Consider the following 22015-nt stretch of genomic DNA (forward strand, 5'->3'; position numbering starts at 1 on the left):
AAAACAAAAAGAGCCCTAATCACAAAGTGATTAGAACTCGAATTTAGTTTCACCAACAACAGTTGACGAAGAGCCAAACAAATAAAAGCGCCTTGCCATGTTCGCAAAGCGCTCCTTTTTGTGTAGTGGAATCACATTTTTAGGACGTTTTGCTCTCACGGGAACAATTAAATCGTCATCATATTATCTGCATAAAAAAATCCCCTCTACCACCGCAGGGTAAAGAGGTTGAGCAAGTCCCAAGATAGTCTCAGGTTCACCGATTCCTTATTAACCTCACGGGGTTAAAATTAAAGGTTCTTTTTTTGTTATCTGAATCATATGCTATTTTCAGAAAAAAAACAAGGCATTTTGAAAAAATATTTTTGAAAATGATTATTTATCCAAAATGAAACAAGATTCAAATAATGACGTTCATCTTATCTATACTGGCTTCGTTTGAGGGAATTTTTCAATTAGTAATAAATATACATATCGTTTTTAAAATGTACATAAAAATCCAAATATCGGCAAATAATGCATAAATGGACTTGACATTTACTCAAAAAGCTCCTATCTTTATACATCAAAAGCGTTAGCCGCTTGTATCACATAGATGTTAGCAGAATTGAGGAGGTTCGGACATGAAAAAATATTTAACACTTGAAAATGGGGATGTCTTTGTCGGAACGGCCTGTGGCGATTTAGCAGGTGAGATTGACGGCGAACTGGTCTTTACCACCAGCATGACCGGCTATCAAGAAACATTAACCGACCCATCGTACAAAAATCAAATTATCACGTTCACTTACCCGTTGATCGGTAATTATGGTATTTCACTGGGAACCAATCAATCGGACAAAGTTGAGGCCGCAGCGGTTGTCATGAAAGAGATGACCGACCAGGTATTCCACTACCAAAGCGTCATTTCACTGGACGCCTACTTGAAACAATCAAAGATCCCCGCAATCAGCGGTATTGATACACGGCAGCTAACAAAAATCATTCGCCAATATGGAACAATGAAAGCCAGCTTAACGAATTTCCCAATTGACACTCAAAAGACCGCAAATGATCATCAGGCATCAATCATCAAAATGGCTTCCTTATCCGCTTCAGGCGACAAAGAAAACGATCACGTTGTCGTTGTTGACTTCGGTGTTAAAGATAACATCGTCAGGTCAATGCAACGTCCAGGAATTGATGTGACAGTTGTGACACCAGACTCCACCTATGAGGATATTTCAGAACTTCACCCAACTGGCATCCTCTTATCAAATGGTCCTGGCGATCCACAAGATTATTCGAACTTTCTGCCAGTAATTGAAAAACTCCAAGCTAATTTCCCAATCTTCGGCATTTGTCTGGGTCATCAACTCTTAGCCTTAGCTAACGGCGCCAAAACTTACAAAATGACGTTTGGCCATCGCGGCATTAATCATCCAGTCAAAAATCTGGAAACCGGCGACATCTTCATTACCTCCCAAAATCATGGTTATGCAGTTGATGCTGACTCAGTCAAATCAACACCGCTTAAAGTGACTGCCTTGGAAGTTAACGATAAAACAGTTGAAGGCTTGCGTTATCCCGGCCGACCAATCTTCTCAGTTCAGTACCATCCAGAAGCAGCTCCTGGACCACACGATGCCACTAAGCTTTTCGATCACTTTATTGAATTAATGCATGCTCACGAGGAGGTTCACTAATGCCAAAACGAACAGATATCAACAAAATTGTCATCATCGGCTCGGGTCCAATTGTAATTGGACAAGCCGCAGAATTCGACTATGCCGGCAGTCAAGCTTGCTTAAGCTTACGTGAAGAAGGCTACGAAGTCATTTTAGTGAACTCCAACCCCGCCACAATCATGACCGATGATGAAATTGCCGACAAAGTATACTTGGAACCGCTGACCGTTCCAAGCTTAAAGAAAATTCTCAACAAAGAGCATCCCGATGCCATCCTCCCAACCCTAGGTGGTCAAACCGGATTAAATTTAGCCGTTGAATTGAGCAAAGACGGTATCTTGGATAAGCTCAACATTGAATTGTTGGGAACAAGCTTGAAGACCATTAACCAAGCTGAGGATCGAGAACAATTCAAAGATCTTATGGAAGAACTTCACCAACCAATTCCCGCATCAAAAACAGTTTACGATTTGGAAACCGGAATCAAGTTCGCACACCAAATCGAATACCCGGTTATCATTCGACCTGCGTATACTTTGGGCGGAACTGGTGGCGGAATTGCGCATAATGACGATGAAATGACCACTATTTTAAATCGTGGTTTGACCATGTCACCATCGACAGAGTGCCTGGTAGAAAAGAGTATTGCCGGTTATAAAGAAATTGAATTCGAAGTCATGCGCGATCATCATGGCAGCTCAATTATTGTCACTGGAATGGAAAACTTCGATCCAGTTGGTGTGCACACCGGCGATTCAATTGTGTTTGCCCCAACGCAAACTTTATCCGATAAAGAATATCAACGATTACGGGATGCTTCCCTGACAATTGTTAACGCCTTAAAGATTGAAGGGGGCTGTAACGTTCAGCTTGCCCAAGATCCTTACAGTGAGAATTACGACGTCATTGAAGTTAACCCTCGAGTAAGTCGTTCATCAGCTTTGGCCTCCAAGGCAACCGGTTACCCAATCGCCAAGATTGCAGCTAAGATTGCGGTTGGCCTCAATTTGGATGAAATCGTGAACCCAATAACGCAAACCACATTTGCAATGTTTGAACCTGCTTTAGACTATGTGGTTGCTAAGATCCCCCGCTTTGCCTTTGATAAATTTACAAACGCAGATCGCAAACTAGGGACCCAAATGAAAGCAACCGGTGAGGTCATGGCAATCGGTAGCAACATTGAAGAGTCACTCCTTAAAGCTGTCCAATCCCTTGAATTAGATAAACAGGCTCAGGTTGATTTGATTCCTGATTACACCAAAAAATTATCAATGGGTGACTTGCTTGAAAAGATTAAGACACCCACTGATTACCGATTGTTTGAACTATTTGCAGCAATTGGTAAGGGTGCGACGATCCAGCAAATCAACCGTTCAACTCAGATCGATATGTACTTCCTATCCAAACTAGAAAACATCATCAAAATGCAACAAAAGCTATCTGACGGCCTGCTCAGTGCCGACTTAGTTCTTGATGCTCGCAAGCTTGGTTTCAATAACACCATGATCAACGCGGTTCGGCCAGTGACGGATCAAGAATTAACGAAGCTTGATAAAATGGAAGATCAACACTTGGTTTACAAAATGGTTGATACTTGTGCCGCCGAGTTCGAGAGTACAACTCCTTACTACTACAGTACAGTTGGTAACGAGAATGAAAGCAAAGCTTTCGGCAACAGCATCGTTGTGATCGGTGCCGGCCCCATCCGAATTGGTCAAGGCGTTGAGTTCGATTATGCAACTGTTCACTGTGTGAAGGCAATTCAAGCAGCTGGCTACAATGCGATTATTATCAATAACAATCCAGAAACTGTTTCAACTGATTTCTCCATTTCCGACAAACTCTACTTTGAACCATTGGATATCGACAGTGTCATGAACGTGATCAACTTGGAGAATCCAATCGGCGTCATCGTTGAATTTGGTGGTCAAACTGCCATTAACTTGACTGAAGCCCTCACTCAGCACGGCGTTTCAATCTTAGGAACCTCACTTCATGGTATCGAACAGACTGAAGACCGTCATGAATTTGAAGATCTTCTGATCAACCAAAACATTGAACATCCCAAGGGTAATACAGCCACCACTGCTCCAGAGGCGCAAGAGATTGCCAATAACCTCGGTTTCCCAGTACTTGTCCGTCCAAGTTTCGTTTTGGGTGGTAAAGGCATGGCAGTCGTTCATGATGAAGATGAGCTAAACGAATATCTCACTCCTGCCTTAAAGGCCAGCCATGGTGAACCACTTCTAATTGATCAATACATTCACGGAACTGAATGTGAAGTTGATATTTTGAGTGATGGTCAGGATGTCTTTGTCCCTGGAATCATGGAACACTTGGAAGGTTCCGGCATTCACTCAGGGGATTCAATTGCCATGTACCCACCGCAGCATTTATCTGACGAAACCAAAGATAAAATTGTCTCAATTGCCACTAAGATTGGTAAGCAGGTTCACGCAGTCGGCATGATGAACATTCAATTTATCGCTGCCAATGACACAGTTTATGTCATCGAAGTAAACCCACGGGCATCTCGAACTGTTCCATTCATGAGCAAGATCACCAAGATGCACTTGGCTCAATTAGCAACCCAATTGATTCTTGGCAAGTCGCTCACTGACCTTGGCTTAACCCCAGGCCTTTACCCAGAACCAACGAAAGTCTACGTTAAAGCGCCAGTGTTCTCATTTGCTAAATTACCTGGTGCGCCAACCGCATTGAGTCCAGAAATGAAATCAACCGGTGAAGATATCGGCAGTGGCGACACGCTTCAAGCTGCCATGCACAATGCCTTATTTGATAGCTATCACATTAATACCAATGACCTTCACGGAATTGTCTTAATTTCCGAATTTGATGCTAACGACGACCATGTCGCCAGCAAGTTAAAGAGTGCCGGTTTTGAAGTTCAAGCTTACAAGCAACACATGGATTGGCCGGAAGATATTGCTTTTGTCCTATCATCAGAGGATGAAACGGCCAATGAAAAACAGTTGGTTGCAAAAGCACTGAGTCATCAAGTACCTGTCTTTACAGCTCAGGATACGGTTTTAGGAATCTTTCAGCCACAACTCATAAAGTAATCAACACAATTCAAAACAGGCTTTAGCCTAGAGCCACAAAAAGCTTCCCAACCAGACATTTCGTCTGTGTTTGGAAAGCTTTTTGGCTTTGATTTAAACAATTTGAATGAGCTGACATTTTCGTTAATATTGCGCAGGACAGCTCCTCAAAGCAGAGATCTACATGTAAGCACCTTTGGCAAAAATCCCAGAACCAGGGATTTCTGCCAAAGGAGACTTACGCTCCGGTTGCTAACCGCCTGGATCCGCTCACTTCTTTATACGTACTTAATTCCGCCATCAACCATGATAGCTTGACCCGTAATATAATTGGCCTTTTCGCTTGCCAAGAATGATACTAAGTTGGCCACATCTTGTGGTTCCTCACCACGGCCTAATGCGATTCCCTTAAGATATTCCTTGAGTGATTCGCCCTTGGCAACGTGGTTTACTTGACCCATTTCTTCGTCGATTTGATCCCACATTGGTGTCAAAACAATTCCTGGGCAGTAAGCGTTAACTGTGATTTGGTCGCGGGCCAACTCCTTAGCTGCGGCTTGGGTTAAACCACGGATGGCAAACTTGGTTGCTGAGTAGCCACCAAGTAATTCGAAGCCTTCATGACCAGCGATTGATGAAGCATTGATAATCTTACCTGGAGTGCCTTGCTTCTTGAATTGAGCTGCGGCAGCTTGGATTCCGAAGAAAGTTCCCTTAACATTGATATCAAGCAATTTGTCTAAATCTTCTTCAGTGGTATTGCAGATTTGAGCAACGTGGGCAATTCCAGCATTGTTCACGAATACATCCATTTGGCCAAACTTGGCAACCGTTTGCTTTACTGAGTCAAAAACTTGATCCTTATATTGAACATCTGATTGAATCGCGATGGCATTGCCACCATCTTGATTGATGTCGTCTGCTACACGTTGAACCTTATCCAAATGACGGCCGGATAAAGCAACATCAAAGCCATCTTTGGCTAGCTGACGCGCAATTCCTTCACCGATTCCTTGACCGGCACCTGTAATTAAAGCAACTTTGTTAGTCATGTGTGTATCCTCCATTTTTGGTTGTTGTTAGTTGAATCGATTTATTCTGAGATGGTGTCATTGGAAATTTAGAAATTTTTTCTGTTATATTGCCGAAATGTGCTCCGATTACTATTCGCTTGGTTTCGCACTCTTTTCTACTGAAATTGCATCCCGCCATCTACAATTAACGTTTGGCCAGTGACGTAATTTGAATCTTTTCCCGCTAAGAATGAGACTGCTGCGGCAACGTCTGATGGTTCTGACAAGCGTTTCATCGCGATGTCCTTGGCGAAGGTTTGCATGCCCCATTCATCGCTCTTACCAGCATTTTGACCAACCTCGTGGGCAATATCAAACATCATGGGTGTCTTAACAATTCCAGGTGCAAAAGCGTTAGCCGTAATTCCTTCTTCAGCCAAGTCGCGGGCCGTCGTCTGCGTAATGCCACGAATCGCAAACTTAGTCCCAACGTATAAAGCTAGGTTAGGATTGCCAACAACGCCGGCTTGTGAAGTGGCGTTGATGATTTTGCCGCCATGGCCGAATTTCTTGAATGCCTGATGAGCAGCCTGAGTTCCCCAGAGGACGCCACCAACATTAACTTTGTAGACCCATTCAAAATCATCTGGTGTAATGGTATCAATTGGCGTTGTTGGGCCAAGACCAGCGTTATTGACGATCACGTTAAAGTCACCAAATTTGTTACTGGCTTCTTCAACAGCCGCAAAAACTTGATCCCGATCTGATACATCAGCTTTAATTGCTAAAGCTTCACCACCATTATTGTTGATGTCGTCAGTAACCTTTTGAACCTTGTCTAAATGGCGGCCAGCAAGGGCAACCGCGAAGCCATCATCGGATAAACGGTGGGCAATCGCCTCACCAATTCCTTGACCAGCACCAGTAATCAACGCAACTTTTTTACTCACTCTAAATAACCTCCATGTCATCTTGTGAACTGAATTACAACTTATGCGTGAATTATAAGCTCATTGTTTGTGAAACACAATACAATGATTTTTGGCAATAATTTTCATTTTCCTGCTCTAATATACTAGTTAATTTGGCTACAAATGCAATCACTATAATAAATATGAGTCATTAACCAGGAAAATCATGACTTTATACTTATTCCGAATGAAAATAAAGTCGTTTTATTTGCGCTTTATTCTCAAAAGCTGTTGAATATAAATGAGTTTTGAGAATTATTTATTTTGTTTTGATTGATGTCTTAAGCAACTCATCTGAATAATAATCAAATGAGTGCATTGTTAAGGGGAGGAATTTACATGTTAGATGTTAAGAAATCATTGGATCGGCTTACTTGGAATACGCAGCACCACTTTGCCCACATTGAGGCCCAACACGATTTTATGCGGGCTTGGGCAATTCAATTTGAGTTGGCATACACCGATTTTCGGGTGGTTGAGATGGCACTCCAATTGGATGGCAACCATCACGACTTGTTGGCTGCATTCGCAGCAGCCTATGAAAAAGTTTACGATTACGAATATGCCTTCGTAGCTGGGGGGCTTGAAGGCTTTAATGAGAAATACGGCGATAAGATCGAAGATTATCGGGCAGCAGCCAATGATTTCCTCAAATTAATTGACCAAGTCAGAGAGCTCAACGGCAAAGATTAATTCTCCATTATTGAAGATCAACATAATGACAAAAAGCCGGGACATTAGTCGGCGAAGTGTTTATAAATGCAACTTTGCTTTCCCAATCTTATAATGATAAAATTTGTGACAAACGGCTGATCTCTGCCATTTAAGCCAAAAAAGGAATGCATTCCAAAATTCAGAATGCATTCCTTTTTTCACTTAAATTCTGCGATCAAATCGCCTTTGATCCCACTCTTTCAAATAGATTCAATCAGTCATTAAACAATTTCAAGATGAAGTTGTTGGTCCTTGACCCAGTGAAGGCCGAGCAGCAAGCGATATGAAACAACTGAGATAGCTGCTGGAACAACAATTCCCATAATCAGGTAAGCAACAAACATGTTCATGCTGGTTGATGCCAAATTAAGTGGTGCAATGAATGAATTAAGGCCTAAGCCACCCAATGTGTATGGCACTTTAAAGCCAAAAAATAATGTGGCAATTGGAGCGGCAACGATGGCTGATAGCATAGATGGAATTGCCAACCGCGGATTTGCAAACAGATTAGGGAACTGAACCTTGGGAGTGATAACCCCTTGAGCAATGTTAGCTCCCAAGTTGTTTTGGCGCCATGAAATGATGGTAAAGCCAACAAACTGAGCAGTCGTCCCGATTAAGGCAGCCCCAGATGATAATGGATCAAGCATAACTGCGACGGCCAAGGCTGCCGAAGATGCTGGTGTCATCAAGAAGATTGACCATGCCAAGGCAACACACATCGAACCAACCAATGGATTGATTTCCATTGACTGGGCAATGAAGGCACTTAACCAGTTGAGTGCAGGGGTCGTCACACTTGCCAAACCAAGGCCGGCGATTGAACCAACCAGCGTAGCGCTTAGTGGAACAAGCATCATATCAAGTGGCGTTTTTCCGCTTAAATATTTGCCAACTAAGGCAGCGATTAATCCGGCTGCCACAGCACTAATTGGCTGACCAGTTGTAAATACCCCGGCGCCTGCAACTTGCGCCATCTGATTACCAGTAGCCGTAGCGGCGTGAACGCCCGAAGAAATGAAGTAAACAGCGTTAGCACCCACAGTTGCGGAAATCATTGAACTAAATAATACCAAAGTATTTGTCTTTAACTGTGAGGCGACCGCTGCACCAAATGCCGGAGCCAGCAACCACTGTGCGATTGCACCAACTTGATGTAATTGTGGCCAATTAACAAAGTTGGCAATGGTTTGGGTTAACAATCCAATCCCTAACATAACCAAAACGGCGTTTGAAACGCCCGCTGAAACCAAATAAACATAATCTTTAACGGTCAACTTTTCGGCTGGCTTCTCTGCTGATGCTTCCATACGCAAAACCTCGATTTCTAATATGATAAAATAATGATAAGATAATGATAAAAATGAAATTGTTTTAATTAAAGCATCATAACAGTGCCATGTCAACAGCTATTATGAATAATTTTCTAATATAATAAGCAATTTTAACACAATCGCAATTTTTATCCGTTTAGTTGGTTAGAGAATAGCATCAATGCCCTGCTGCAATATATGTTATAATTCATCTGTTATTTATAGTTGAAATCGGAGGTTGAACTGAAAGCAACTTTATGAGCAAACACGGCCCGGTTGTCGGTACCCGTCTCGGGTCAAATGCATTCGTCATATAATCAATACCGACAAATTGATGCCATTTTGTAATAGTTTAGGTATTGGAGTTAGACTCATGTATAATAGGCTTAACATATTAAGTCAAATGTTGAGAGGAGAAAGATTGAATGCTTAGTTATTTTGCGTTGATCACTTTAGTCAAGCTATCAGGTTTATTATTGCCATTTATCTGGTTCTTGGTTATTGCGAATCGCCGGGGCCGACTTTACGGGATTTTAGTCGTGATTGTCCTGTTTATCGTTAGTTATATTAACACCTACTTCAGCTTACCGGATCTCGCTTATCCAGCAATGATCGATAATTGGTTGATGTGGCTCATTGGCGGCTTCATTGTTGTCGCTGTCCTCAAACGATTTGTTTATTCACCAGATGCAGTTGCTAGACGAAGCGAGGCAGCTGGCAATGGTTTTATCGGTCAACTAATCCAGCGTTTCACCGGCGCTTTTGGTTGGGTTGGTAAAGCCGCTCTGGCCGTTATTTTGGCTGTAATTGTCTTCATCATTTTAGGCAGTGTTTCTTCATTAATAACCACAATGAATCCACAGCCAGCTGTTAACTCCATCAAAGTCGATATGAATGATGACACGAAGAGCGCTCCTATGCCGGTGATTAAAAATAGCAGCGAAACTCCGGTCGTGAATGCACCCCAGACCGTTTCGACTGATATGAACAACTCATTGAATAGTTTCAAGAATTCTAACGTGTATGACCTGAACCACATGCGGGTTCAAATGTACCGTGGCAAAATGGTTTATGTTGCTCCAGTTGAATTTTCAGGTGGCTTCTGGCGTTATATCCACTATTTAAAAGTTCCCGGTTACTTTAGAACCGACGCCACAGATAAGAACGCCGATCCGAAATTTGTCGCCAAGCCAATGCGATACACCCCAAGTGCCTACTTTAACCGAGATGCCGATCGGCGGATCAACGCCCACAGTTTAGGTTACTCAATGGTTGGATCAACGTCGCAGTTGGAGATTGATAACCATGGAACGCCATATTACGTCCGAACATTGGCCAAGCCACTTTCCTACCTTAACCGAAACTACGACTATAAACACTACAAGGTGGCGGTTTTGAACACCATTACCGGTAAGGTGAACGTTTACTCGCCAAATAAAGTGCCGAAGTTTATTGATATCGCTGTTGCTCCAGAATTTGTGACTCACGAAGTTTCAATATTTGGTAAGTACCGTCACGGTTTCTGGAACGCAACGAGTTTTGGTGGTCATAGTGGCGTTATGAAGCCAACTCAAGCTGGGACTGAAGGCGGCGACAAGTTGACACCTTATGCCTATAAGGGCCGAGTTTATTACTTCACTGGGATGACCAGTGTCAATGAACACCAGAGTTCAATTCTGGGTTATACTTTCGTTGATGCGCGTACCAACACCCTTCACTATTATCGAGAACATGGAAACGTCATGACGCCTGAGCGAGCCATTTCCTATGCGCAACAAGATATTAATCCTCAGAACTATCGTGGGACTTTGCCATTGCTTTATCGGATCAATGGCAAGCCTACGTGGGTCGTATCCATGTTGGACCGAGATAATAACTCATTCATGAAATTTGTTTATCTGCTCGCAGACGGTAATAACCAGAGCGGCACCTATGCAATTGGTGATGATGCTCAAAGTACGCTGGCGTTGTTCAATCAGCGACTTGAAGCTAAAACAGGTGTGGCTGTCAGTGCACCAACTGGCAAGACGATCAGTGGAACGATTAATCGAATCGTCCATACTGACGACAGTTTGCTGTTTATCATGAAGAACAGCAACCAAGTTTACAAGTTGGACACCTCCGCTAAGAACTTCAAGCCAATCTACCAATTCATTTCTGAAGGCGATAAGGTCAGTTTCAAAGCCGAATCAACCAACAGTAAGAACGAGTTGGCAACGGCTAATGTTTCACTGGATACTTTTAAGGATCAATCATTAACTCAAAAATAGATTGGGACGAAAGGCAATTTGATCCCAAAATTTAAGTCAAAAAAGTAATGCATCCAAATTTGGAATGCATTACTTTTTTTGCTTAAATGGCGGAAATCAGCCGTTTATCTCAAGTTTCGTCAATATAAGAATGGAGAGCCAAGTTGCATTTATAAATTCCTGGCTCTCAGCCTCCCTTTGAGGACTCTGAATATCGAGCTGATAATCAGCTGAGTAACTCAAACTTGTTTGGTGTCATCTAATGACTCATTCCCGTTCTGAGCATTCGCTGCTTTTCCAATCGCTGGGCCCAAATGCTAATCCCCCATGAAATCAGCATCAGAATTAATGACAGGATCATGATGTTATGTAATCCATTGTATAGGATTATCCGCATCTTGGGAATTAAATGGTGAGGCAATGAGCCAACACTTGATGCATCGCTTAACTCGTTGAGCATTTTCATTGTAACTGTGCCACCAGAGTGCAAAACACCGGCTCGCAGGGCATTATTAAGAACCAGGCCAAAAATTGAAGCCATGAAAGCCTGCGCCAACATCCGAATCAAGAAACTAAACGAAGTCGCAATCGGCACGTCGACCATATCAGCATCTTGCTGAACTTTGATCTGCAATTCATTGAAGCAGGCACCGTTACCAAATCCTTCGAAGGTCCCCGCAACTAATAAGACCCAGTATGGCGCCTTAACCCCCGCAAAGACCATCATTGCAAATGTGATCACCAACATAATAATCCCAACCGCGATCACTTTTTGAGGAGACAAATATCTTCTCATTGGGGCCACGGAACCAGAACCCAGAAAATCCGTTACAGATCCTGGAATCTGGGTAGACCCACCAATTAAGGCGGAAGTTCCCAGCAATCCCTGGGCCCACATTGGACTATATATCAAGAATCCAATAAAGGCACCCCAAATCAACGTAAAGAGAACAAAATCAATCATCAATGGTAAATTTTTGAACAATCGACTCGGAATAATTGGATCTTCTACTCGCAATTCAACTCGGAACATGGCTCCAAGAATTACAAATGACACCAAGATAATCGCTGACACAATCATCCCATCAGCCGCGCCAATCATTTCAATCCCGGCCAGTAAACCGACCAAGCCGATGGTCATGAGGGTTGCCCCAACATAGTCCACCCGGCCGTTTGGTTTGGGTAATTTGCTCAAACGATAATAAACTTGAACCAGCACAATTGAAATGAGCCCAATTGGGACGTTTAAATAAAAGACCCAATGCCAACTAAAGGTATCAACAATGTAACCACCGACTAGTGGGCCAATAATGGTCGCCATGCTGTAGCTGGCAGAAACGAATCCCAGTACCTGCATCCGTTTCCGAGGATTCTGATACATCCGGGCATAAATAATATATGGCAGAGAAATCATCCCACCGTTTCCGATTCCCATAATGGTCCGGGCAACAATGAGGAAAATAATATTGGGCGACATTCCCTGTAAGAAGGACCCCAAAACAAAAAGTGAAGCAGCTAATTGATAACTCCGCTTGTTACCAACGTGCTCACCTAACTTACTCCAAAGTGGCGTGCTTACTGCTGTTCCAAGCAGAAAAACAGCCACAATCCAACCAATTAATTCAATTCCATGAAGGTCGGAAATAATTGCTGGTAATGCGGTATTAATGATCGTGTTATCCAATCCACCCATTGCGTTTGACAGCAATAATGCACAGGTAACGATCATGATATCTCGTTTTGACAATGCCGTTCCCCCCTCTTTTAAGTTCACCTTATCTATATTACAACTTTTGAGGGAGTGAGAAAATCATAAACTGGGACAATGGCTGATTTGACCTGAAATTAATCAATTGGGCCAATTTGAATCTATTAGACTAATTATCAAAATATTTCATTGAGATCAAGGACGTTGGCGGGCAGCAATTTCTTGATTTACCGCCGAAATGACAGCATCAACAGGTATTTTTTGCCCCGTCCATTCCAAGAAAGACCCAGCGGCTTGATGAACCAACATCCCGATCCCATTATATGTACGGCTGCCTTGTTCTTTAGCAGCTTGCACAAACGGTGTCGTTAATGGGAAATAAATCACGTCAACTACCACATGGTGCGGACCAAAGTGGTCAATGACTGATTGGCTGACGGGCAGCTCACCATCTTTGGCCATCCCAACATTGGTGGAATTGGCAATTACCTGACTACCGTCAACGGCCTGGATCATTGCCGTTTCGTCTTCATAGTCAATCACTTCGACGACGTCCGACCAATTTTCTAATTGCTGCTTAACGCTCATGAAGGTGGCGTTCCGTCGTTTAAAGACATTAATCTTAGCTGCTCCGGCATCAATAACGGCAGCGATAATTGCCCGGCCGGCACCCCCAGCGCCAAAGATCGTAACCGTTTTGCCGTCGAGATTAATTTCCTGTTGCTTTAAAGCATCAACGAAGCCCTGGCCATCGGTGCTATCCCCAATCAATTTTCCACTCCGATTTACGACAGTATTGACCGCTTGAAGCCGTTCAGCCCGCGGGGTAATCTCATCAAGTAGTGGAATCACATCCGTTTTTAATGGCATCGACAAATTAAAGCCACCAATCTTCATTGCCCGCATTGCGTCCAAGCTTGCCTTCAAGCCTTCACCGGTCACGTCAAATGCCAAATAAGCGCCATTAATGCCAGTCGCTTTGAAGCTGGTATTATGAATCAGCGGCGATAAACTGTGGGCGGCCGGGTGAGCCAATAATCCAAATAATTTTGTATAACCATCAATCATGCAGATTCCTCCATTTATTGATTGACAAATAATTTGCGACTAATTGCTTCAACCACTTCAGTTGGCTTCAGGCCATCAGTGGCAATTCGAAAGTCGCTCACTTGTTCATAACGCTCATCCCGTTCACTTTTAAGGGTGACCAAACCAGTTAATCCCAGTTCTTGAGCAAGAGGGCGACCGGTATCATCCCGCAATCGTTCCATAATCGTTTCAGGGAGCACATCCAGCAGGATAACCGGTACTTTGGTGTTTTGAAGCAACTCAAAATTCATATCTTGAATGGGCGTTCCACCCCCTGTCCCTAAAATTCCTTCTTGATCTAATGATTGAATGAGGGCTTCATGTTCCAGCTGGCGGAATGCCATTTCGCCACTTTCTTCGAAAATTTGTTGAATGGACTTCCCTGCCATCTCGACGATCACATCATCCAAATCATGATAGGGTGTTTTTAATTTTTTGGCGAGCAAATTGCCAACGGTCGTTTTGCCACTTCCCATAAAGCCTACCAGTATTGCTTTCATAAGCGTTCTCCTTAGTTATCGAGGGATTCCCTAATCTTCTTAGCCTTCGTAAATGTCTGAAAAATGGTTTGCTCATCACCGTTTCTGATTGCGGTTTGCAGTTGGGCGAGCTGATCCTTAAAATCGTCAATTTCTTCAGTGATGGCATCCCGATTGCTCAACATGATTGCCGTCCACATTGTTGGATCGGACGCCGCAATTCTGGTAGTATCTTTGAATCCGCCAGCAGCGGCTTCCAGTCCAATTGGATGACTTGCCAAACTCTCAGCGATTGTATTGACCAGCGTTGTCGCCACGACATGGGGAACGTGGCTGACTTTACTGACTAATTTGTCATGTTCGGAAGCGCCAATCTCCAGCCAGCGAACCTTGGCAGGGGCCATCAATCGTCTGAATTCGCTGAGTTGAGCATTAGTTTGCGAACCGGAAACCAAAAAGTAAATGGCGCCTGTAAACAACTCTGTCCGGCCGGCCTGACCACCCGACTGATGAGAGCCCGCCATTGGGTGCCCACCTAAAAACGCAATCTGGTTAGCGATTAATGGCTTGGCTGCTATCATAATATCAGCTTTTGAACTACCAACATCTGTAATTAAGACGTGATCTTTTAGCGACATCGCCGACAGCTCTCGAATTTGATTCACAATAACGGAAACCGGCCCTGCTAATACAATTAAGTCTGCCAGTGGCGCCGCTTGAGAAAATGACAACCGGCGGTCAATGATGTGTTTGGCTAACAAAAACTGGCTTGTCCCGTCATCCGGGTCACAACCAATAATTTCAACGGTTTGATCGGCTTGTCGCATGATTCCGGCAATCGAACTGCCGATTAGGCCCAAGCCACTCACAACAATCGTTTTCATCTGGACTCACCTCTCAAATCAAAGTAGCGTTGCTAAGTCATCAAAAAATTCTGGATAGGAAATATTGATACTATCAGCACCATCCAAAGTGAGTGGCTCATCAACCAACAGGGCCGCAATCGCCATGACCATACCAATTCGATGGTCACCATGGCTGCTTAGGTGGGGATTATTGACATGCCAAGGTTTGGTGCCATCAATGATAAAGCCATCCGGCAACTCTTGAATCGCAATTCCAAGTTTCTGAAATTCCTCAACAATGACGGCAATTCGGTCAGTTTCTTTTACCCGAAGTTCACCCGCCCCGGTAATTTTACTGATCCCATCAGCCTTAGCTGCCAGCAAGGCTACTAACGGTAGTTCATCGATAACGGCAGGAATGTCTTTGGCGCCAATTTCAATTGGCGTCAAGTTGGCACTATTGACAGTAATGTCCGCAGTCGATTCACCTTGAGATTGTTCGTTTGAGAAATGGATTTTGCCACCCATCTGCTTCAAAATTGAGATCAACCCGGTTCGCGTTTCGTTTGTCCCCACGTTCAATAGTTTGATTTCAGAATTGGGAACCAAGCTCCCTGCCGCCACGAAAAATGCGGCTGAAGACATATCTCCGGGAACATTCAGGGTAATTCCGGTCAGCTTGGGTTCTGGGTGAACGGTTAACGTAACGTTGTCCGGCTCACAATCAATTTTGGCGCCAAATGCTTTAAGCATCATCTCAGTGTGATTTCTGGTTGGCTGCTTCTCAACAAAGATAGATGTTTTATCGGCTTGAAGCGCAGCCAGGATCAGTGCACTCTTTACTTGAGCGCTGGCAACTTTCAAGTGATAATCGCCCGCATGGAGTTGTTCACCATGGATCATGACCGGTAAATGGCCGTCGGTTGTTTCAATCACCGCACCCATTTCTGCTAGGGGTTCACTTACCCGCTTCATCGGCCGTTTAGAGAGCGATGCATCCCCAACTAAGGTGGCATCGAATTTTTGACCAGCCAACAAGCCCATGATTAGTCGGGTGGTTGTCCCAGAATTCCCCATATCAAGCGGGTGACTGGGTTGTTTTAAGCCATGCAGGCCGACCCCATCGATCACAACCGTTTGGCCATCCCGCTTAATCGGCACCCCAAGTTGTTGAAATGCTTTCAGGGTCGACAAGCAATCCTGCGCGGTTAAGAAATGGTGCAAAGTTGTTTGCCCTTCACTGATAGCACCGAACATGATCCCCCGATGAGAAATACTTTTGTCCCCGGGAACCGTCAACTCTCCTCGAAGGCCGTTGCTTGGTTTTGCTTGTAGTTGTTTCATCGTCGCCCTCCTAGAAGTTTTCTATTTCTGCTTTGTATGTGGCTAATTGCTCCTGCAGCCGTTGAAGATTGTCACCATCAAATTTATCGGTAATTGCTTTGGCCAGTTCAATTGCCACGACACTTTCAATGACAATTGATGCCGGCACAATGGCCGTCGTGTCAGAACGTTCAACGCTGGCCTTCTTAACTTCCTTGGTTTCAACGTCAACACTTTGAAGGGGCTTATATAGCGTTGGAATTGGCTTCATTGCGGCCTTAACAATAATTGGCATCCCATTAGTCATCCCGCCTTCAAAGCCACCGAGGTGATCGGAATTCCGGAAAAAGCCATCCTGCTTATCCCAGTCAATTTCATCCATAACTTGGCTTCCCATATGAGTGGCAGCCTTGAAACCATCACCGATTTCGACACCCTTCATGGCATTCACGCCCATCACAGCTGCGGCAAGTTTGGCATCTAATTTGGTATCCCAACTTACATAACTGCCTAAGCCAGCTGGCACATCGGTGGCAACTACTCTGATGATACCACCAAGCGTATCACCGACTTTTTTTGTTTGGTCAATCAGATCATGAATTTGATCCACTTTTGATTGATCAATAATCCGCAGATCGTTTTGCTCAACCTCCGCTTCAATTTTGGCCACATCGAGTTCTGGGTTGTCATCCGTCGCAACTGGTCCAATCTGTTCGACATAGCCGGCAATCTTAATCCCCAATTGCTCCAAAAGCTGCTTGCAAATGGCCCCGATCGCTACTCGAATTGCCGTCTCTCGTGCCGATGAGCGTTCCAGCACATTTCTGAGGTCACGGTGACGATATTTCATCCCACCCACCAAATCTGCATGTCCCGGTCGTGGGCGTTCAACTTTTCGTAAAGTGTTTTCAGCAGTTTCAGGGCTCACTGGGTCCATAATTTCATTCCAATGTGCATGGTCGCGATTGTTCACAACCAGCGCGATGGGGGATCCCAGTGTGATGCCATGGCGAACACCGCCAACCACCGTTACCTGATCGTGTTCGATTTGCTGGCGGTTACCCCGGCCATAACCACCCTGGCGCTTTTTGAGTTGGGCATTAATTTCGTCAATATTAAGCTGGAGCCCAGCTGGAATGCCTTCAAGAATTCCAGTTAATTGCGGCCCGTGAGATTCTCCTGCAGTTAAATAGTTCATAAATTGTGCTCCTTTATATTTTCAGTTTAGTTGCCTTCAATCAAGCGATGCTGGTAATCTCTGGAATTTTTTAAAATTGCTTCGTAAACAGCCGCAACATAGTCGGTGGTTTGGGAATCCGGACTAACAGTTTTCACTCGGTTAAGAACTTCAGTTTCCCGATTGCGATCCAAAACTTGGAGGTCATCTTGTTTCTTAATTTGACCAATTAATGCAGCCGTCTGAAACCGTTGAGTCAATAACCTCACAATCGAATCATCCAACTGATTGATTTGTTCTCTGGCACATTTAATTTCTTTAGGTGCATCTATTGTTGATCCATTCACACGATTTTCCATATGCTCACCTCATATTTTCTTGAGAAAAAGAAAAACCAGCTAGATAATTATCCAGCTGGTTTACTAAACTCGTAGAAGAATGGTAACTTACCCAGCTAGACTGATGCGTCTAGCGGGCCACAACAAAGCTTTTGACTTTGCACCACTTGACGCGAACGCGCATGCTGCGTCCGCATCTAAGCGGACGCTATCTAAAGTAGGCATAGTCAAAATAATAGGCATTTACAGTCTGAGTTAGCTTTGTCATCACATTAATTCCTCTCTCTTTTAAGTTATAGTCATTAAAACATATTAGAAATTATTCGTCAACCCTAATTGTTTTCTCATTTTAATTAATTGTTTAATTGACTTACATTTCCGTCAATGCCAGAATGGTTTTGTAAGGGATTGATACATTATCGACACACTTGAGGGAGTGATCACTTTGTTTAAAAAACAGTTACTCATCACGCTTGGAATTGCCGCAGCTTCAGTATTTGCATTTAATTCACAATCAGTTCAATCCGTTTCTGCAGCATCCAGCAAACCATTAACTTTTGGTGATATCACCAACAATAATCTTCATCGAATGGGCACAATTCGTCAGCTCACGCGTTCTCAGCTAGCGGAAGATCACAAATTGACGGGCAAACAGGTTCAACAATTGGTTTATCTCCCATTGCCTAAGCGACTCACCGCTCACAACTTTACGTTAAGCCAGACACATTTAACCATTCATTTGGTCAAAAATGCCTACAACGTCAGCCGCGTGGCCATCCCGTTGAATAAGCTTACTGGGATTATTTTGAACCGTTACATGCCTAAACAATATGATTATGTGAAGCCTAAAACCCCTAAAAAGGTCGTTTCATTGACCTTTGATGACGGCCCGGATCCAACATTGACGCCAAAACTGCTGAAGATTTTGAAGCACTATAACGTTCATGCAACCTTCTTTGAAGTCGGGAGTAGTGTGATGAAGTACCCCAGCACCAGTCGGCTGGTTCTCAAATATGGTGACCAACTTGGCAACCACTCTTGGAATCATCCCCAATTGACTAATCTGAGTAGTACCAGTGCTCTCCATCAGATTGCCTTAACCGATGCAGCAATTTATAAAGCAACTGGTACGCTACCCCAATACGTTCGCCCGCCATATGGGGCAATCAACTCCCGAGTCGGCAATTTATTTGACCGGCCAATTATTCAGTGGTCCGTCGACTCACGGGACTGGGCTTACCTGAATACCCCGAAGACCGTCAGCCACGTTCTGGCGACCACCCACAACGGTTCGATCATCTTAATGCACGATATTCACCCAACTTCGGTTGCAGCCGTTCCCCAAATCATTAAAACCCTTAAAAAGCGGGGATACACATTTGTTCTTTTGCCAAACTTGATTCAACGACCACTTCTCTCTGGACTTCAATACTTTGGTCGAGGAGATTACCGTGGTGTTTGATTAAAAGGCAAACTTGCTAAATTTTGTCAGGCCCATTGAACGACACCCGACTAATTGGTAAAATAAACGCAATTATTTGTCACGGAAGGAACACGGAGATCATGAGCGGAAAAGTAACCGTTAAACAAACAATTTTTCAAACCGGGACAACTAAATTGGCCGTTCCAATTACAGCAACCACGGCCCAAGCGGTATTAACCGCAGCCCAAACTATTAAGACTGCTAAGCCCGATGTCGTTGAATGGCGGCTCGACTTTTTTAAGCCGGCACTGATTGATCATTCTCTCACTAAAACAACTGCCCTTAAACTCAGAAAGCTATTAGGAAAAATCCTCTTACTGACAACTTTTCGGACAACTCATGAAGGCGGCAACCAGCCTATTAGTGATGAGGCCTACTTTCAATTATATGATTGGCTGATTCAAAATCAGTTGACCGACATGTTGGATATTGAATTGAATCGCGATTCCAATCGCGTGGCTGCCCTCATTCAGTCCGCCCACGACCACCATATCGCGGTGATTTTAAGCAATCATGATTTTACCGCCACTCCCACGGAAGCAGAACTGGTTGACCGACTCACGCAAATGCAGGACCAGCACGCAGATATCGGTAAAATTGCTGTGATGCCGCAAAAGCCTGAAGATGTTACAACGTTATTAAAAGCAACCCGAACGGCTTCAGAACGCCTTAAGATCCCAATCATTACCATGTCAATGGGTGAGTTGGGCAAGATTACCCGAATATCCGGCCGCCAAACTGGTTCGGTCCTATCATTTGCCACAGTTGGCCAAGCCTCAGCCCCCGGACAAATTCCGATTGAAGCCTTGCGCCGAGAAATGAACACAACTGAATCAAAAAACTGATCTTGAGATTGGGACGAAAGGCGATTTAACGTCGGGACATCTATTAATTTTAATCGATGATCATTCACTTAGATCACCCTAGTTACTCGGATAAAAGCTGCGCCAAACGGCTGATCCCTGCCATTTAACGAAAAGAACCAATTATTCCAAATTTGGAATAATTGGTTCTTTTCGTTAAACTATAGGATCAAAGCGCCTATGTCCCAGTCTCAACCGTTTGGCACAAGTTTTATCAATATAAGCGGGGAAAGCATTGATAAACACTTGGCTGACGAATGTCCCATCCTCCAGTGTGACGAAAAAGGTCCAGCTAGAAGCTGAAATTAATCAGTTTCTAACTGGATCTAATCTTAGATTGTTTGTTAATCATTCCTGTTAACTTTAAAAAGAGCTCGTCAATACTGACCTTATTTTAATTATCCTCTAATAGTACGTTGCAACATCATACAGCTTTTGAGTAAAATCTTTGAAGCTCGTATTGTTAGCAAGGGGTCCCTGGTTCGTAAACGCAATGGCTAAATGATAGTTGCCAGTGGACGCGTAATAACCAGTATGGAAACTCGTGCCACCAAACGAGCCATTATTATACTTAATGCCGCTGCGAGTGACGTATAACCCGCCAGAGTATACCGAGCCATAACTAACCAACTGCTGATACTGCTTAGCGGTTAATACATCCCCATCTTGGAGGCCTAACACAAACTTATAAAAGTCGCTTGGCGTGCTCAGTAAGTTCCCCGCGCCAGGAATTGCTGAGAGCCGTGGTAACGATACCGCATGAACATTGGCATAATTTGTCTTGCCATTATCGGTGTAGCCCACGGAAATCAACGCCTTGGTATTCGGCTGATCATCGTCAACAATGACGGTATTTTTCATCCCCAGCTTAGTTAGAATCCGGGTCTGCAAATTGCTGGCATAACTTTTCCCCGTCACTTTGGCAATAATTCCCGCCAGCAGGATATAGTTCGCATCGCTGTAATTAAATTGATGATTGTTAGTTGACTTCAATCGACCAACGACGCTGTTGTATGCTTGATTTTCAGTCATCTGATTGGTTGGCGTCATATCCGTGTTCGTCAGTCCGGAAGTCATTGACAGCATCTGCTTGATCGTAATGTTCTGACTATATGGAACTTTTGGATAATACTTATCCAGGGTTGTTGTCGGTGACAGTTTTGAGGAACTAATCAGTTGCTGGATAATTGCACCCGTCATGGCTTTTTGCAATGAGGCCAGCGGATAGATGACTGAACCATCCCCGCTGTTAGCCGTGTTATGAGCCATATCGGCAAACCCATTGCTGACGGTGACCATTTTATTGCTGCCAGAAGGGGCAAGTAGCACGGTTCCGATGGCATCATACTGTTTCATCGTATCAGTCGCAATTTGTGTCAGACTAGCCGGCTTGATGCCATGAACATTCATCCAGCCAATCATCTTATTGCAATAACGAAGCTGAGCATATGAACCAGTTTTGGTTGTTTTGGTCTGCATCACCCGGACATAGTCATTATTATACTTACTCCCATTATCATCGGCCGTTCGCGTATTGGAGCTCGTGTTGTATGGACCGTAATCATACAGAGGATAGCCCTTAGCCGTCGTTGCCTGATTCACAATTTGAGCGTCGTATCGTTTGCTGCTGCTGCTTAAAATTGGATTATAACTAGCCTTTACTTTGTCAGTCATAAAGCTGCCAGCCAGTAGCAGTCCAGCTAAAAAAAGCATCACGT

General features: G+C 43.9%; 17 protein-coding genes. 6 read left to right on the plus strand and 11 right to left on the minus strand.

What is annotated here, in order from left to right:
• Positions 1–623: 623 nt before the first annotated feature.
• Positions 624–1685 carry a carbamoyl phosphate synthase small subunit gene (locus QUF07_RS03675; RefSeq protein WP_217341383.1) on the plus strand — a complete coding sequence of 354 codons (1062 nt, stop codon included), beginning with the start codon at positions 624–626 and terminating at the stop codon, positions 1683–1685.
• On the plus strand, positions 1685–4753 hold the full coding sequence (gene carB / locus QUF07_RS03680; protein ID WP_289426815.1) for a carbamoyl-phosphate synthase large subunit: 3069 nt from the start codon (positions 1685–1687) through the stop codon (positions 4751–4753). The genes QUF07_RS03675 and carB overlap by 1 nt, the downstream gene beginning before the upstream one ends.
• A gap of 257 nt (positions 4754–5010) precedes the next feature.
• Here carB and QUF07_RS03685 read toward each other — a convergent pair whose 3' ends face one another.
• Positions 5011–5784: an acetoin reductase gene (locus QUF07_RS03685; protein ID WP_217165073.1), complete on the minus strand. Its 774-nt coding sequence runs from the start codon at positions 5782–5784 to the stop codon at positions 5011–5013.
• A 137-nt stretch (positions 5785–5921) separates the two neighbouring features.
• Positions 5922–6695, minus strand: a complete 774-nt coding sequence (locus tag QUF07_RS03690) for a (S)-acetoin forming diacetyl reductase (RefSeq protein WP_217165071.1) — start codon at positions 6693–6695, stop codon at positions 5922–5924.
• A 360-nt stretch (positions 6696–7055) separates the two neighbouring features.
• Between QUF07_RS03690 and QUF07_RS03695 the strand changes: the two genes are divergently transcribed.
• Complete coding sequence (locus QUF07_RS03695; protein WP_217165070.1) at positions 7056–7409, plus strand: hypothetical protein; 354 nt, start codon at positions 7056–7058, stop codon at positions 7407–7409.
• A 242-nt stretch (positions 7410–7651) separates the two neighbouring features.
• On the opposite strand, the gene QUF07_RS03700 is transcribed toward QUF07_RS03695, so the two are convergent.
• Entirely contained in the window at positions 7652–8740 is a 1089-nt protein-coding gene (locus QUF07_RS03700; protein ID WP_289426816.1) for a PTS sugar transporter subunit IIC, read from the minus strand.
• A gap of 428 nt (positions 8741–9168) precedes the next feature.
• On the opposite strand from QUF07_RS03700, the gene QUF07_RS03705 reads away from it, so the two are divergent.
• The gene (locus QUF07_RS03705) at positions 9169–11013 is read left to right on the plus strand and encodes a hypothetical protein (protein ID WP_217165068.1); all 1845 of its coding nucleotides are present in this window, start codon (positions 9169–9171) and stop codon (positions 11011–11013) included.
• A 238-nt stretch (positions 11014–11251) separates the two neighbouring features.
• On the opposite strand, the gene QUF07_RS03710 is transcribed toward QUF07_RS03705, so the two are convergent.
• The 7 genes from QUF07_RS03710 to QUF07_RS03740 all read right to left on the minus strand — a co-directional run bounded on the left by QUF07_RS03710 (position 11252) and on the right by QUF07_RS03740 (position 17972).
• The gene (locus QUF07_RS03710; protein WP_289426817.1) at positions 11252–12739 is read right to left on the minus strand and encodes an MFS transporter; all 1488 of its coding nucleotides are present in this window, start codon (positions 12737–12739) and stop codon (positions 11252–11254) included.
• A 156-nt stretch (positions 12740–12895) separates the two neighbouring features.
• Positions 12896–13768, minus strand: a complete 873-nt coding sequence (gene aroE / locus QUF07_RS03715; protein WP_289426818.1) for a shikimate dehydrogenase — start codon at positions 13766–13768, stop codon at positions 12896–12898.
• A gap of 14 nt (positions 13769–13782) precedes the next feature.
• Entirely contained in the window at positions 13783–14289 is a 507-nt protein-coding gene (locus tag QUF07_RS03720; RefSeq protein WP_217164669.1) for a shikimate kinase, read from the minus strand.
• An 11-nt stretch (positions 14290–14300) separates the two neighbouring features.
• Positions 14301–15152, minus strand: a complete 852-nt coding sequence (locus tag QUF07_RS03725) for a prephenate dehydrogenase (RefSeq protein ID WP_289426819.1) — start codon at positions 15150–15152, stop codon at positions 14301–14303.
• An 18-nt stretch (positions 15153–15170) separates the two neighbouring features.
• On the minus strand, positions 15171–16457 hold the full coding sequence (aroA, locus tag QUF07_RS03730; RefSeq protein WP_289426820.1) for a 3-phosphoshikimate 1-carboxyvinyltransferase: 1287 nt from the start codon (positions 16455–16457) through the stop codon (positions 15171–15173).
• Positions 16458–16467: 10 nt separating this feature from the next.
• Positions 16468–17634, minus strand: a complete 1167-nt coding sequence (gene aroC, locus QUF07_RS03735; RefSeq protein WP_217164663.1) for a chorismate synthase — start codon at positions 17632–17634, stop codon at positions 16468–16470.
• Between the two features lie 26 nt (positions 17635–17660).
• The gene (locus QUF07_RS03740) at positions 17661–17972 is read right to left on the minus strand and encodes a chorismate mutase (RefSeq protein ID WP_217164661.1); all 312 of its coding nucleotides are present in this window, start codon (positions 17970–17972) and stop codon (positions 17661–17663) included.
• Between the two features lie 415 nt (positions 17973–18387).
• Between QUF07_RS03740 and QUF07_RS03745 the strand changes: the two genes are divergently transcribed.
• Positions 18388–19413: a polysaccharide deacetylase family protein gene (locus QUF07_RS03745; protein ID WP_430673534.1), complete on the plus strand. Its 1026-nt coding sequence runs from the start codon at positions 18388–18390 to the stop codon at positions 19411–19413.
• Positions 19414–19514: 101 nt separating this feature from the next.
• A complete protein-coding gene (aroD, locus tag QUF07_RS03750; RefSeq protein WP_217164657.1) occupies positions 19515–20279 on the plus strand; it encodes a type I 3-dehydroquinate dehydratase in 765 nt (254 codons plus the stop codon).
• 423 nt (positions 20280–20702) lie between these two features.
• On the opposite strand, the gene QUF07_RS03755 is transcribed toward aroD, so the two are convergent.
• The gene (locus QUF07_RS03755; RefSeq protein WP_502878967.1) at positions 20703–22010 is read right to left on the minus strand and encodes a serine hydrolase domain-containing protein; all 1308 of its coding nucleotides are present in this window, start codon (positions 22008–22010) and stop codon (positions 20703–20705) included.
• Positions 22011–22015 lie beyond the last annotated feature (5 nt).

The sequence above is a fragment of the Lentilactobacillus sp. TOM.63 genome (genome assembly GCF_030361045.1).
GTDB lineage: Bacteria > Bacillota > Bacilli > Lactobacillales > Lactobacillaceae > Lentilactobacillus > Lentilactobacillus dabitei.